This is a genomic window from Flavobacterium sp. FlaQc-57 (assembly GCF_044007395.1).
GTDB lineage: Bacteria > Bacteroidota > Bacteroidia > Flavobacteriales > Flavobacteriaceae > Flavobacterium.
Genome location: NZ_JBIPDA010000008.1, coordinates 44,472 through 58,798, shown reverse-complemented (window position 1 = coordinate 58,798; position 14,327 = coordinate 44,472). Strand labels below are relative to the sequence as shown.

Here is a 14,327-nt window from a genome sequence, read left to right as displayed (position 1 = left end):
CATTTAAACTTATTTAGACTTAAACTAAATAGTTTTATTTAGCGCTTTATTAAATACAAATTTAACTTGAAAGAAATATCTCAAAAAGGTTGTACTGACTATTTTTCAGAACTTCAATTGACCATTAAAACTAGTAACCAATGTGATACATCTCATAAATTAAAATCGTTTGCAACTACAGCCAAAGCAATAGTTACAAATGATTTTCCTTATAAAAACTCAAAAAGAAAAAAAAATATTTTTTTTATTTTCTTCATCAGAATACAGTCCCATTTCTGCTAATGCAGGTTTCATCTTATTGATACAATGCGCAATCTCCTGTAAACGACTGAAACCTATAGTTACTTTACCTGTTCTCTATTTTTCCGATTCTATGAAGATTTTATAAAGAAGACGTAACTTTAAATTAAACAAAATAATGTGCTCCTCTTTTTTGTGTTAAAAAATTTGCTTAAACGTTTAACTTGATTATATTTGCTTTTCAGAAATCGATGTAGTGAAGAGAATTTCCATAAAAGATGTGGCAGTAAAAGCAGGCGTATCTATTGCCTCAGTATCTTATGTACTTAACAATAAGATTGATAGCCGCATTGGAAAAGATACCATCGAAAAAGTTAAGCGAGCTGCAGAAGAGCTTAACTATCGCCCCAACAACATCGCAAAAAGCCTTAAGACACAACGTACAAACATTATCGGACTTATCGTGGCCGATATTGCCAATCCTTACTTTTCTCAAATTGCCCGAATCATTGAAGATGAAGCCAATAAAATTGGATATACTTTATTGATAGGAAGCTCCGATGAAAATCCGGAAAAATTTGAAGGTCTTATTAATATGTTTTGCGATCGCCAGGCCGATGGATTGATTATCGCTCCTGTAGAAAACACCGAAAAATACCTGCATAAATTACAAAAACAAAAAATGCCTTTTGTATTAATCGATAGGCATTTACCAAAAATTGAAGCAGATAACATACAAATAAATAACTACGAGATAAGCTATGATGTAACGCAATACCTTATAAATAATGGTTATAAAAACATACATCTTGTAGCCTATCAAACCATGTTGCAACATCTATTGCAAAGAACAAAGGGGTTTACAGATGCATTAGAAAAACATCAACTTTTACAAAATAAAAACGCAGTACTTGATATTGATAAAGACAATATAGATCAGGAAATTTCCTCTGGTTTCAATCATCTATTTCAAAAAAATAATCTTAATAAACCAGATGCTGTTTTTTTTACCAGTAATAAACTTGCCGTTTCCGGTATAAAAAAACTGATGAAATTAGGAATAAACATTCCTAAGGATCTTGCTGTAGTTGCTTTTGATGAAACCGAAGCGTACGAACTTTTTGCCACGCCTATAACTTTTGTCAGACAACCTCTTACTACCATAGGAACCAAAGCTGTAGAAGTACTTTATGCTAAAATTAGTAACCACACCTTACCAATACAAAATATCATTTTGAAAGCTGAACTGCATATCGGTCAGTCTTCAGAACCTAAACTTAACTAACTTTTTTTATTTATCAATTTGCTTAAACGTTTAACCTAAAACAATCATGAAACAACAAACTAATAATCCCTCTATATTTTGTTATGGAGAAGTACTTTGGGACATCTTTCCTGAAGGAGCACGTGCCGGTGGAGCACCTTTTAATGTAGCCTATAACCTAATGAGAATGGGCATTGACGCACATATGATCAGTCGCGTAGGAAACGATAAATTGGGTATGGATCTAATGTCTCAATTAGCAGACTGGAAAATCGCAACCCAAGATAGCCAAATCGATACTCACTATCCTACAGGAACCGTAATTGCACATATAGATGAACATAACGAAGCGCATTATGATATTATACAACCAGTCGCTTGGGATTACATCGAATTTAGAAATGACTACAAAGAGAAGATAAGCAATGCATCTGCATTTGTTTTTGGAAGTCTTATTACACGAAATGAAACCTCCAGAAATACTCTCTTTGAACTTTTAGAAATTGCAAAATTCAAGGTTTTTGATGTAAATATACGTCCTCCCTTCTATTCTATTCCAGTAATTAAAGAACTCCTTTTTAAAGCCGATCTTGTAAAAATGAACAAAGCAGAGCTTCGACTTATACTAGATTTTTTAAACAAAGATTACAAAGGTGAAGAAGACTCAATACACTTTATACAAGATACCTTCGATATTAAAGAAATATTGGTGAGTAAAGGAAGCAAGGGAGCAATATATTACAATGCTGATGCACACTACGAAGTTCCTGCTGTTCCGGTAACCATTCAGGATACTGTTGGAAGCGGAGATGCATTCTTAGCAGGTTTTCTTTCTAAAAGAATACTAAATGCTGATCCGTATGAAATCATGAGCCAGGCAACAGCACTTGGAGCTTTTATTACTTCAAATGAAAGTGCTTGCCCAAATTATACTTACAGTGATTTTGAGTCTTTCTGTATTAAAAATGATCCAACATGGGAGACTACTAAACCATTAATAATGATCTAATATGGAATCTCAGGCTAAATTCACCGAAAAAAAATATACCATTACCTTATTATTTGTAATCTCGCTTTTTTTATTTTGGGCTATTGCAATTACTATGGGCGATGTACTTAATAAACACTTTCAGAACGTATTGCATATCAGCAAATCTGAATCTGGTTTGTTACAATTGTCAATTTTTGGCGCTTATGCAGTAATGGGTATTCCTGCCGGATTATTCATGAAAAAATACGGTTATAAAAAAGGCGTTTTGCTAGGCTTACTACTTTATGCACTTGGCGCTTTCCTGTTTGTTCCTGCAGCTCAAAATGAATCTTTTACTTATTTCAGAATAGCATTGTTCATACTTGCATCAGGGCTTGCAACGCTTGAAACTGTTGCGCACCCTTTTGTTGCTTCGCTCGGCGATGAACGAACAAGTGACCAAAGAATAAATTTTGCACAATCCTTTAATGGTTTGGGAGCTATAATTGGACCTTTGCTAGGAGGTTTCTTTATATTGAATACCAAAGGAGCTGATGGTCTGGAATCAGTCAAAAATTTATATACAGTCATCGGAGTTATAATTCTTATCATAGGCATAGCTTTCTGGTTCGTAAAAGTTCCTACTTTAAAAAATCCTCACGGCGAGCAAGAGCAAAATACGCTAGACACAGGAACACAAGATGTCGTTTCAAATGCTCCACTATATCGTCAACGTCATTTTATGTGGGCCGTCGCAGCACAATTTTTTAATATTGGCGCACAAGGCGGAACCTGGGCATATTTCATTAATTATGGAGTAGAAAAAACGGGGCTTGCTGACAATCAGGTAGCTTATTATTTTTCTCTTAGCATGGCAATGATGATGATCGGACGTTTTATTGGAACCTTTTTAATGCGTTATATTGCTCCCAATAAACTGCTGGCCATATATTGCATTGCAAATATTGTTTTATGCCTAATCATTTCGCAAAGCTTTGGATGGATATCTTTTATCGCCTTGATTATGTTAAACTTCTTTTTGAGTGTAATGTATCCGACTATTTTCAGTCTCGGATTAAAAAAACTCGGAAACAAAACAGAACAAGCATCTTCTTTCTTAGTAATGGCAATGTTTGGCGGTGCAGTATTCCCTCCTATAATGGGCTTTGTAGCCAATACAAATATTGCATATGCGTATCTTTTACCTATTGTTTGTTATTTAGTAATTCTTTTGTTTGCGGTCAAATATTACAAACCAAAAACGATTGGTTTATCTCAAAATGCAGTAAAAAACAATCTAGTTTATAATAATGACAAAAATCTGATCTAAATTAAATCATCAAAAAAACAGTTCAATGAAAATTAAATTTGGAGCTTCGTTACTATCTTGGATAACGCCAAACTGGACACCAGAATCCGGTTATTATGCCATACAAAAAACTGCTCAAAATGGTTTTGACCTCATCGAAATACTTCTGCCAAACCACATGGATTTTGATGCGAAAACGGTAAAAAAGCAACTTAAAGAAAATGCGCTTGATGTGGTCTGCTCGCTCAATTTGCCAAAAGAAGCACATATTCCGTTTTACCCTAAAGAAGCGTTAACACTTATCTGCAAAGCTTTGGACAAAACTGCTGCGGTTGAAAGTGTTTTTTTAGGAGGTGTTTTACATAGCGGAATAGGCGTATTTACAGGCAATTCCGTTACAATAAAAGAGAAAGAAATCATAACAAATGTATTGGGAGAAGCGGCCATTTATGCTGATAAACTAGGTATCACAATAGGTATTGAACCAATAAATCGTTACGAAAGTTATGTTTGTAACACTGCTGCAAATGTTTTAGAAATAATTCAAAACACAAATGCTGCTAATCTTGCCGTTCATCTGGATACTTTTCACATGAATATAGAAGAAAACAATTTTTATGATCCAATTATAGCATCAAATAAAAAACTGAAACACCTGCATATTACAGAAAGTAATCGTGGTATGCCAGGAGAAGGAACCGTAAATTGGGACGAACTTTTTAAAGCATTAAAAATAATAGATTTTGAAGGAAATCTGGTTCTTGAGAATTTTTCTTCGTCTATCGACGGAATGCAGCAAGCGGTTTCTTTATGGCAAACATCTCCTCACAATGCCGAGGAATTGGCCATTGGAAGTTTAAATTTTATAAAACAAAAAATAGCTTAATACTAAATGAGTTACAAAATAAAAAAATCCCATTCGTTTTAACACGAATGGGATTTTTTATTATATGAAATGAGAGCTATTAGTCTAAAATAAAACTCACACTTACGTTTGCTGTAATTTCGATCTCTCCAATTGCTAAAGTTTCGTTTTCAGCACCGGCATTACTATCCATTGCCATTGACTTCATAGCTGAGTACATTGGTCTTGGGTGATACACCTGAGAATTGTCTGAAATTGTTATTGCTTTACCAACTTTTTGTCCTAAAACAGAAACATAATCTTCCGCTTTTGCTTTAGCATCTTTAATCGCTAATTTACGAGCTTCTGTTTGGTATTGAGCTAATTTAGACGATTCAAAAGAAACATTATCTAAACGGTTAATTCCCTGCGCAACCAATCCTTCCATTAATTCATCGTATTTCGATAAATCTTTTAAAACGATTTCAACAGTTTGAGTTGCATTATAACTTGTTTTCTTTTTCTCATAGTCGTATTGCGGATTCAATGAAACTTGTTTGGTTTTGTAATCTGCAACCGGGATATTCATTTTTTTGATAAATTTCAAAACTGCATCGATTTTCTCGTCGTTTTGCTTTTTGATATCTTTAGCATTATTTCCCTTTGTTTCAACCGTAGCTGAAATACAAACTTGATCTGGTGCTACTTTTATCTTTCCTTCACCACTTACATTAATCTGAGGAATTTGTTTTACTTCTTGAGCGTAAGACATAGTCATAAACATGATTGTTAAAAAAAATAGTACTTTCTTCATTTTTGTTATATTTAAGTTATTTGATAAAGGCATTTCAAAAGTTGTGCCATTGTTACAACTTACCCAATTTTGCCATTACAAAAAGTACCAAAATAGGAATTGCCAACAAAATTACCATCAAACTATGATCTACAATTAATGAAGGCTCTTTTATCAAAGTAATCAAATAACCACCCATAGCTCCACCAAAATGTGCTGTGTGTCCAATATTATCATTTTTGGCACGCATGCCGTAAATAGAATACAATAAATATAAAATTCCGAATAAATAGGCTGGTATCGGAATAACAAAAAAGATTCCCAACATCATATCAGGCTGCAACAATATGGCCGAATACAAAACACCGGTCACCGCGCCAGATGCACCAACCGCACGATAACTATAATCATTCTTATGAAAAAACATGGTCAGTAAACTTCCAAAAATTAAGCTTCCGAAATAAATTAAAACAAAAGAGAAATTTCCTAACCAATTTAAAACCACTGGCGCAAAAAACCAAAGTGTCAACATATTAAAGATCAAATGCATCATATCAACATGCAAAAAACCAGACGAAAGCATTCTGATTTGTTCTCCGGAACGAATACTCCCTACATGGAATTCGTATTTTCTAAAAAAAGAAATGTCATTAAAACCTTTATAACTTATTAAAACATTGGCAACTATAATCCCAACTAGAATGGTATTTACGGTATTCATAAAAAATATTTATTGTGAAATGTAAATATAGTCATTCTCGAACATAACTTGGTACGAAAGCAAAATATCGATGGTTATTCATTTTTACTTTATATTTGTACAAAAAAAATACATGCAATTTCTCGTTTATATACTGGCCTATCCTTTACTTTGGCTTATCTCTATACTTCCTTTTCGATTATTTTACTGGTTTTCAGATTTTGTATATTTTATTATCTATAAAATTGTTGGGTACCGCAAAAAAGTGGTTAGTGCAAACTTAGCACTGGCATTACCTCACTTAAGTGATACGGAGCGAAAAGATATCGAAAAGAAATTCTATCAGCATATGTGCGATATGTTTCTGGAAATGATCAAAACAATGAGCATTTCGTCTGAAGAAATGGAAAAAAGATTTAAAGTTACTAATCTTGAACTTGTAAACGAATATGCAAAAAAAGGTAAAAGCGTTATTCTCGTTGCTTCACACTACGCAAGCTATGAATGGCTTTTGACTATTAATCCTAAAATTGCTTTTCGTGGAATTGCCGTTTATAAAAAAGTTGCTAATCCTTACTTTGATAAATTGGTTCGAAAAATTCGCTCGAAATACGACACTGAATTAGTTGAAACAAGAAAAGCGATTCCAACAATGGCTCAAAATCAACGTGACGGAATTTTAAGTATGTACGGTCTGGCAAGTGATCAATCGCCAAAACTCGATCGAATTTTTCATTCGATGAAATTTATGGGAGTTGAAGTTCCTGTACACACCGGCGCTGAAATGCTGGCCAAAAAATATGACCTTAGTGTCGTTTTTGTAAAAGTAAATAAAGTAGCAAGAGGTTATTATGAAGCTACATTTGTACCTATTGCAGATAACCCGCACGATTATGAAAACTTTGACATTACTGAGAAATACTTAAGAGAAGTTGAAAAACAAATTTATGAAGCTCCTGAATATTATTTGTGGACACATAAAAGATGGAAACATCGAGTTGAATAATATCAAAGCACAATAAAACAAAAAACACCTTTTTCATTAAATTGAAAAAGGTGTTTTTTTTGTATAATAAGTAATTGAAAGAAATTATATCCCTGCAATCGCTTTTATTTCATCTATAATTCGAAGTGCTAAAACATCTGCCGCTTCTTGCGAAGGTGCTTCAGTATAGATACGAATAATTGGCTCTGTGTTTGATTTTCTTAAATGAACCCATTCTGTAGCAAAATCAATTTTTACTCCATCAATTGTTGTAATATCTTCGTTTTTATACTTTTCAGTCATCGCAACTAAAATCGCATCAACATCAATTTGTGGAGTCAATTCGATTTTATTTTTACTCATATAATATTCAGGATATGAAGCACGCAATGCCGAAACTGACATTTTCTTGTTAGCCAAATGTGTCAGGAATAAGGCAACTCCAACCAAGCTATCTCTTCCGTAATGAGATTCAGGATAGATAATTCCACCGTTACCTTCACCACCAATAATAGCGTTATTTTTTTTCATCAAAGCTACTACGTTTACTTCTCCAACCGCACTAGCTTCATATTTACCACCGTGCGCAACAGTTACGTCACGTAAAGCACGAGAAGATGACATATTAGAAACTGTATTTCCAGGAGTTTTACTCAAAACATAATCAGCGCAAGCTACCAAAGTATATTCTTCTCCAAACATTTCTCCATCTTCGCAAATAAATGCCAAACGATCAACATCGGGATCCACAACAACTCCTAAATGAGCTTTTTCTTTTACTACCAATTCAGAAATATCCGTTAAATGTTCTTTTAAAGGTTCTGGATTATGTGGAAAATGTCCATTTGGTTCGCAGTATAATTTTACCACTTCAACACCCATTAATTCTAATAATCTTGGAATAATAATTCCTCCTGAAGAATTAACTCCATCAACCACAACTTTAAATTTAGCCGCTTTTACAGCTTCGATATCTACTAAAGGTAAGTTTAAAACCTCGTCGATATGAATATCCATATAGGCATCATTTACAGTAATCTCACCCAAACTATCAACATCTGAGAAATCGAAAGCTTCTGCTTCTGCAATTTCTAAAATTAATGCTCCTTCTTCTCCACTTAAAAATTCTCCTTTAGCATTCAATAATTTTAAAGCATTCCATTGTTTTGGATTATGAGAAGCCGTCAAAATAATTCCACCATCTGCTTTTTCCAAAGGAACAGCAACTTCAACAGTTGGAGTTGTAGAAAGTCCAAGATCAATCACATTAATCCCTAAACCTATCAAAGTATTTACGACCAAGTTGTGAATCATTGGTCCTGAAATTCTGGCATCACGACCAATTACAACAGTTAATTTTTCTTTAGAAGTATTGTTTTTAAGAAAAGTACCATACGCCGATGCAAATTTTACAGCATCAACAGGAGTCAGGTTATCTCCTACTTTTCCACCAATTGTACCTCTTATTCCTGAAATCGATTTTATTAAAGTCATTTTAATGAGTTATGGTTATTTTTATTACAAATATAGAAAAGTTGCTGAGTTACTAAGGTGCTAAGGTGCTAAGATTTTAAAAAAAAGTGGCTAAGTAGCTGAGATACTGAATTACTACTATTTTTTACGGACTGTTAAGTTCAAAAGCTTCGGGATTCATTAATAACGAAGTCAAAAAGTTTTTATACTTTTATACTAAAATAACTAAGTGCCTTAGCATCTTAGAACCTTAGCACCTCACAAAAAGATGAATTTCCTAGCCCACATATATCTTTCCGGCGAAAATGATTTAATCAAAATTGGCAATTTTATGGCCGATGGAATTCGTGGGAAACAGTTTGAACATTTTCCGATAGACATCCAAAAAGGGATTATTTTGCATCGTTCCATTGACACTTACACAGATTCGCACGATGTTTTTAGACAAAGCACCAAACGCTTGCACGAAAAATACCATCACTATGCCGGTGTAATTGTAGATATTATTTATGATCATTTTTTGGCCAAAAACTGGGAAAAGTATTCCGATGAAAAACTAGATCATTTTGTTAATAGATTTTATAGATCCTTACATGAAAACTATCCTGATTTGACTGAAAAAACTCAAGACTTAATGCCTTACATGATTAAGCAAAATTGGCTTTTAAGTTATCAGACTGTCGAAGGAATTCATCAAATATTGACTCAAATGGACAGAAGATCAAAAAATCAATCCAAAATGCAATTTGCAAGTGAAGAGTTAAAAGAATTCTATCCTGAATTCGAACAGGAATTTACACTCTTTTTTGAAGACATAAAAAAACATTCTAATCAAAAATTACTTTCCCTATAAATATTGTCTTTGTCAATAATATAGTTTCACAATATCTTACCTCAAAATTTCACTGAACATGAAAAAAGCAACACTTTTATTGCTCTTAATTTATATTAATTGTACTGCGCAACAAACTCCTATAAAACCAACCGGACTAGTTGCTACAAAAGCCATGGTGGTTTCGGCTCGCGCAGAGGCTTCTAAAGTTGGTGTCGAAATTATGAAAAAAGGCGGAAATGCTTTTGATGCAATGGTTGGTACTGAATTGGCATTGGCGGTCGCTTATCCTTATGCAGGAAACATTGGCGGTGGCGGATTTATGGTTTATAGAAAAGCCAATGGCGAAGTGGGATCGCTAGATTATCGCGAAAAAGCGCCTCTGGCTGCAACAAAAGACATGTTTTTAGATAAAGACGGGAATGTAATTAAGGGCAAAAGTACAGAAACAGCTTTGGCAATAGGTGTTCCCGGAACTGTAGCCGGAGTATTTGCTGTGCATAAAAAACTGGGATCATTACCAATGTCCGAAATTTTAAAACCTGTAATTGCTCTTGCTGAAAAAGGTGTTATTGTAACTCAAAAACAGCAAAAGCAACTTGAAGCTTATCACGATGCAATTGTAAAAGTAAATGGTCCGAATACATTAATGGCAGGAAAATTTAAAGAAAACGATACTATTAAATATTCTGCATTAGCTGAAACCTTAAAGAGAATTTTAAAAAACGGAAAAGACGAATTCTACAAAGGCAAAACAGCCAAAATCCTAGTAGATTATCTACAGAAGAAAGGCGGAATTATTACAATGAAAGATTTGGCAAGCTATGAAGCCAAATGGAGAAAACCTCTACAATTTAATTATAAAGAATTAAAAATCACATCAATGTCGCCTCCAAGCAGTGGTGGAATTTGTTTGGCGCAAATTATGAAAATGATTGCTCCTTACGATTTATCCAAAATGGGACATAATACAGATGAATCTATTCAGGTAATTGTAGAAGCCGAAAGGAGAGCTTACGCAGACAGAAGTCAGTTTTTAGGTGATCCTGATTTTGTCAAAATTCCGATTAACGCTTTACTGGCCGATTCGTACTTAAAAGATAGAATGTCAAATTTTAATATTGAAAAAGCCAGTTTATCATCTGAAATAAAAGAGGGAAAAGTAACGTACAATGAAAGTACTGAAACCACGCATTATTCTATTGTAGATGCACAAGGAAATGCTGTTGCGGCAACTACAACAATAAACGATGGTTTTGGTTCTAAATATTATTGTGATGAATTGGGTTTCTTTTTAAACAACGAAATGGATGATTTTAGTGCTAAACCAGGATCTCCAAATATGTTTGGTTTAGTTGGAAATGAAGCCAACAGTATTGCGCCACAAAAAAGAATGTTAAGCTCGATGACACCAACAATTGTTGAAAAAAATGGAAAATTATTTATGGTAGTAGGTTCTCCGGGTGGATCCACTATTATTACTTCAGTTTTACAAGCGATTTTAAATGTGTACGAATATAATTTAAGTATGCAGGAAGCTGTAAATGCACCACGTTTTCATCATCAATGGCTGCCGGATTTAATTACATTCGAACCAAATGCATTTAGTAATACGACAATAGATAAACTAAAAGCAAAAGGCTATTTAATTAACGAAAAAACAACTCCGGTAATTGGTAAATTAGATTGCATTTTAGTTTTACCTAACAAATCTCTTGAAGGTGGAGCTGATTTTCGTGGAGATGATACGGCGGTTGGTTTCTAAATTATAAAACCAAATAACAACGAGCTAAGAAAAAATTTATCGACATATTGTTTTTTAAAAAAATGGAGTATTTTTTTTACTAAATTTGCGCCAAACTAAACAAAACCAATATGTCGGAAGAATCGTTTTCAGAAGAAAAACAACCAAGCAAAAAATCAAGAAATATTAAAATTGGAGCTGCAGTAGCTGTTATTGCAGTACTTGGAATCATTTTCATTCCTAAAATTTGGGCGAAATACAATAAAAAAGAAGTAGTATGTCTAAATGGTCAGACAGAAATTTACGAAAAATTTAAAGATGCTGTTGTTTTAGTAAAACACACTTATACGGTCGAAATATCAATAAAAGGTTCTAAACCTTTTCAACTTGAAGTAGGAGAAACTAATTTAGAGCCAAAGACAATATCCGGAACAGGTTTTTTTGTTTCAGAAGATGGGAAAATTGTAACCAATCACCACGTAGCAGAACCTTGGCAATACCCAACCGATAATACCACTTCTTACGATTATATAAAAGAGCATATTGCGGCAGTTCTTCCCGATTCTATAAGTGAAGGAAGTTACAAGTCTGTAATTGAAAAAAATTGGAACGACTATTATTCTGAAGAAGGGGAAGAAGGTGAAGACTCTGAAGAAGAAACCCCTGCTGCTGTTGCTTCTACTGTAGATTCTACAGCAACAAATACGGCAACAGTTGCGACTAGCACTCCTGAAACTACCGTTGAACCAAGTCAAGTAAAAGAAGTGAAATATGTAAGTGTAGATGATATTAAAATTACTCCTGTAACAGTTGAAATTAGTGTTGCGCTACATGGTTCTAAAGAAGATTGGTTAAAATGCAAAGTCTATAAAATCGCTGATGGAAACGAAGTTGACGTTGCCGTTTTACAATTGGATAGTGAAACATTACCCGGATCTGTTAAAAATATTGTTGATTTAGATACTGCCGTTATTGATGATTCAACTTTAAAACCGGGGACAAATGCTATTTTAATTGGCTACCCAATGGGAATGACTCTTGCCAATACAAGAAGAGGAATAAAAGTACAAGTTTACGAAGGTCAAATTAATAAAGAATCTGACGGAGTTAGCATACAATACAACGTAACCTCTACACACGGAGCAAGTGGATCACCGGTTTTTAATGAATGCGGGCAATTGATTGCTGTTAATTATGCAGGATTTGACGAAGCTCAAGGATACAATTTTGGAATTGTAGCAAAACATGCTGCCTCTTTAGTTCAATAATTGTTTTTAAAACAACTGATTTTATTATTTAACTTTTATGGATTAAAAGGTTAAATTTGCAATATCCCTAATTTTAAAAACCCGAATGCTAAAAAAATATTTTAGAAAACTAGAAAGCATTATCGCTTTGGCTCAATCGTTAATGACCCCAAAGCAATTTATTTTTTTATCAAGTGTTTTAATTGGTATTTCCTGTTCTTTGGCTGTAATTATCCTAAAGACTTTTGCACATAGTGTATTTTCTTTTGCTACTTATATCAACGGAATTTTAAAATTAAGTTTTATCAACAGTATTCTGCCAATTATCGGAATTTTGCTTACTGTTTTTGTTGTAAAAAAAGTACTTAACGGAACGATCGAAAAAGGGACTTCGCAAATATTATATGCCGTTGCAAAAAAAGCAAGTATCATTCCGAGAAAACAAATGTATGCTCAAATTGTGACCAGTTCGTTAACGGTCGGATTAGGAGGATCTGCTGGTTTAGAAAGTCCTATTGTCGTTACAGGAGCCGCATTTGGATCTAACTATGCCCAAAATTATAAACTAGCCTATAAAGATCGAACTCTACTAATTGGCTGCGGTGTTGCGGCCGGAATTGCAGCAGCATTTAACGCTCCTATTGCAGGAGTGCTTTTTGCAATTGAAGTTTTATTGGTCGACGTTAGTATTTCTGCCTTTACTCCTATTATGATCTCGGCAGCAACCGGAGCATTAGTTTCTGCAATTGTTTTAGACGAAACTATCTTATTATCCTTCAAAAAACAAGAAGCATTTAATTATCATAATATTCCATTTTATGTTCTTTTAGGAATTTTAACTGGGTTTATGGCTGTTTACTATGCCCGAAATTTTCAACGAGTAGAACATTACTTTGCTAAATTAGAAATTGGACCTTATAAAAAGGCTTTAATTGGTTCTTCATTATTAGCATTGCTTATTTTTATTTTTCCAACACTTTTTGGTGAGGGTTACGAAAGTATTAAAACCTTATCTGAAGCTGATCCGGGAAAAATATTAGACAATACATTGTTTGGAGATTTTAGAAACAACCAATGGATTTTACTTCTTTTTGTTGGATGCACGATGATGGTAAAAGTATTCGCCTCAGGACTAACTATTGGCAGTGGAGGAAATGGAGGTAATTTTGCTCCGTCATTATTTTTAGGGTCTTATGTTGGTTATTTCTTTTCAAAATTCATCAGTCTTATTGGTTTAGCAAAATTACCAATCAGTAATTTTACGATGGTTGGAATGGCCGGTATTTTGAGCGGACTATTTCACGCGCCATTAACTGCTATTTTCTTGATTGCAGAAATCACAGGTGGTTACAGCCTTATGATCCCGCTTATGATCGTGTCATCTATTAGTTTTGCAATTTCTAAACGTTTTGAAAAATACTCGCTTGACGTTAAAGGTTTAGCGAAAAAAGGACACGCTTTCACAAGCAATAAAGACTCTAATATTTTATCTACATTAGATATCGATACCATTATTCAATGTGATTATTTGACGGTACATCCAGAAGAAAACCTAAGCAAATTAGTCGATTTAATTTCACACTCTAATCAGGTTGTTTTTGCTGTTGTAAACAATGAAAAAGAACTTGTTGGAATTGTACATTTTAATGATATTCGCGAAATCATTTTCAACTCATATCGTGTAAAATACACGCTGATTAAAGATGTTATGAAAACACCACCCACTACCATTTCCTCTTCTGACAGCATGGAAATAGTAATGAGCAAATTTGAAAAATCTAAAACAGCATTTCTACCTGTTGTGCGAAATGACAAATACTACGGTTTCATATCAAAATCTATTGCGCTTGAAGCTTATAGAACCAAATTGCGATCTATGACGATTGAGTAAAATAAATTTAGGAAAACCAACCTAATAATTTCTTT

At 33.8% G+C, this 14,327-nt stretch carries 12 protein-coding genes; 9 read left to right on the top strand and 3 right to left on the bottom strand.

What is annotated here, in order from left to right:
• The first annotated feature begins 496 nt into the window (after positions 1-496).
• From ACHRVZ_RS20705 to ACHRVZ_RS20690, 4 genes are read left to right on the top strand one after another with little or no spacing between them, the layout of a single operon-like run.
• Positions 497-1,525, top strand: a complete 1,029-nt coding sequence (locus tag ACHRVZ_RS20705) for a LacI family DNA-binding transcriptional regulator (protein WP_395424927.1) — start codon at positions 497-499, stop codon at positions 1,523-1,525.
• 46 nt (positions 1,526-1,571) lie between these two features.
• Entirely contained in the window at positions 1,572-2,513 is a 942-nt protein-coding gene (locus ACHRVZ_RS20700; RefSeq protein ID WP_395424926.1) for a carbohydrate kinase, read from the top strand.
• Position 2,514: 1 nt separating this feature from the next.
• On the top strand, positions 2,515-3,804 hold the full coding sequence (locus tag ACHRVZ_RS20695) for a sugar MFS transporter (protein WP_395424925.1): 1,290 nt from the start codon (positions 2,515-2,517) through the stop codon (positions 3,802-3,804).
• Between the two features lie 25 nt (positions 3,805-3,829).
• Positions 3,830-4,669: a sugar phosphate isomerase/epimerase family protein gene (locus ACHRVZ_RS20690; protein ID WP_395424924.1), complete on the top strand. Its 840-nt coding sequence runs from the start codon at positions 3,830-3,832 to the stop codon at positions 4,667-4,669.
• A 79-nt stretch (positions 4,670-4,748) separates the two neighbouring features.
• On the opposite strand, the gene ACHRVZ_RS20685 is transcribed toward ACHRVZ_RS20690, so the two are convergent.
• Positions 4,749-5,441, bottom strand: a complete 693-nt coding sequence (locus ACHRVZ_RS20685) for an SIMPL domain-containing protein (protein ID WP_395424923.1) — start codon at positions 5,439-5,441, stop codon at positions 4,749-4,751.
• A 52-nt stretch (positions 5,442-5,493) separates the two neighbouring features.
• A complete protein-coding gene (locus ACHRVZ_RS20680) occupies positions 5,494-6,141 on the bottom strand; it encodes a rhomboid family intramembrane serine protease (protein WP_395424922.1) in 648 nt (215 codons plus the stop codon).
• Between the two features lie 112 nt (positions 6,142-6,253).
• On the opposite strand from ACHRVZ_RS20680, the gene ACHRVZ_RS20675 reads away from it, so the two are divergent.
• Positions 6,254-7,126, top strand: a complete 873-nt coding sequence (locus tag ACHRVZ_RS20675; RefSeq protein WP_395424921.1) for a lysophospholipid acyltransferase family protein — start codon at positions 6,254-6,256, stop codon at positions 7,124-7,126.
• 84 nt (positions 7,127-7,210) lie between these two features.
• Here ACHRVZ_RS20675 and glmM read toward each other — a convergent pair whose 3' ends face one another.
• Positions 7,211-8,599 carry a phosphoglucosamine mutase gene (glmM, locus tag ACHRVZ_RS20670; protein WP_395424920.1) on the bottom strand — a complete coding sequence of 463 codons (1,389 nt, stop codon included), beginning with the start codon at positions 8,597-8,599 and terminating at the stop codon, positions 7,211-7,213.
• A gap of 247 nt (positions 8,600-8,846) precedes the next feature.
• On the opposite strand from glmM, the gene ACHRVZ_RS20665 reads away from it, so the two are divergent.
• The 4 genes from ACHRVZ_RS20665 (at position 8,847) to ACHRVZ_RS20650 (ending at position 14,292) form a co-directional block, all read left to right on the top strand.
• The gene (locus ACHRVZ_RS20665; protein ID WP_395424919.1) at positions 8,847-9,431 is read left to right on the top strand and encodes an ACP phosphodiesterase; all 585 of its coding nucleotides are present in this window, start codon (positions 8,847-8,849) and stop codon (positions 9,429-9,431) included.
• 58 nt (positions 9,432-9,489) lie between these two features.
• Entirely contained in the window at positions 9,490-11,175 is a 1,686-nt protein-coding gene (ggt, locus tag ACHRVZ_RS20660) for a gamma-glutamyltransferase (protein WP_395424918.1), read from the top strand.
• A 110-nt stretch (positions 11,176-11,285) separates the two neighbouring features.
• On the top strand, positions 11,286-12,422 hold the full coding sequence (locus tag ACHRVZ_RS20655; protein WP_395424917.1) for a serine protease: 1,137 nt from the start codon (positions 11,286-11,288) through the stop codon (positions 12,420-12,422).
• An 85-nt stretch (positions 12,423-12,507) separates the two neighbouring features.
• The gene (locus ACHRVZ_RS20650; RefSeq protein WP_395424916.1) at positions 12,508-14,292 is read left to right on the top strand and encodes a chloride channel protein; all 1,785 of its coding nucleotides are present in this window, start codon (positions 12,508-12,510) and stop codon (positions 14,290-14,292) included.
• Positions 14,293-14,327 lie beyond the last annotated feature (35 nt).

Excerpts from the sequence above, each read along its gene's own strand:
- ACHRVZ_RS20675 (WP_395424921.1), top strand. The coding sequence starts at position 6,254 with ATGCAATTTCTCGTTTATATACTGGCCTATCCTTTACTTTGGCTTATC.
- ACHRVZ_RS20685 (WP_395424923.1), bottom strand. The coding sequence starts at position 5,441 with ATGAAGAAAGTACTATTTTTTTTAACAATCATGTTTATGACTATGTCT.
- ggt (WP_395424918.1), top strand. The coding sequence starts at position 9,490 with ATGAAAAAAGCAACACTTTTATTGCTCTTAATTTATATTAATTGTACT.
- ACHRVZ_RS20700 (WP_395424926.1), top strand. The coding sequence starts at position 1,572 with ATGAAACAACAAACTAATAATCCCTCTATATTTTGTTATGGAGAAGTA.
- ACHRVZ_RS20680 (WP_395424922.1), bottom strand. The coding sequence starts at position 6,141 with ATGAATACCGTAAATACCATTCTAGTTGGGATTATAGTTGCCAATGTT.
- ACHRVZ_RS20650 (WP_395424916.1), top strand. The coding sequence starts at position 12,508 with ATGCTAAAAAAATATTTTAGAAAACTAGAAAGCATTATCGCTTTGGCT.
- ACHRVZ_RS20665 (WP_395424919.1), top strand. The coding sequence starts at position 8,847 with ATGAATTTCCTAGCCCACATATATCTTTCCGGCGAAAATGATTTAATC.
- ACHRVZ_RS20690 (WP_395424924.1), top strand. The coding sequence starts at position 3,830 with ATGAAAATTAAATTTGGAGCTTCGTTACTATCTTGGATAACGCCAAAC.
- glmM (WP_395424920.1), bottom strand. The coding sequence starts at position 8,599 with ATGACTTTAATAAAATCGATTTCAGGAATAAGAGGTACAATTGGTGGA.
- ACHRVZ_RS20695 (WP_395424925.1), top strand. The coding sequence starts at position 2,515 with ATGGAATCTCAGGCTAAATTCACCGAAAAAAAATATACCATTACCTTA.
- ACHRVZ_RS20655 (WP_395424917.1), top strand. The coding sequence starts at position 11,286 with ATGTCGGAAGAATCGTTTTCAGAAGAAAAACAACCAAGCAAAAAATCA.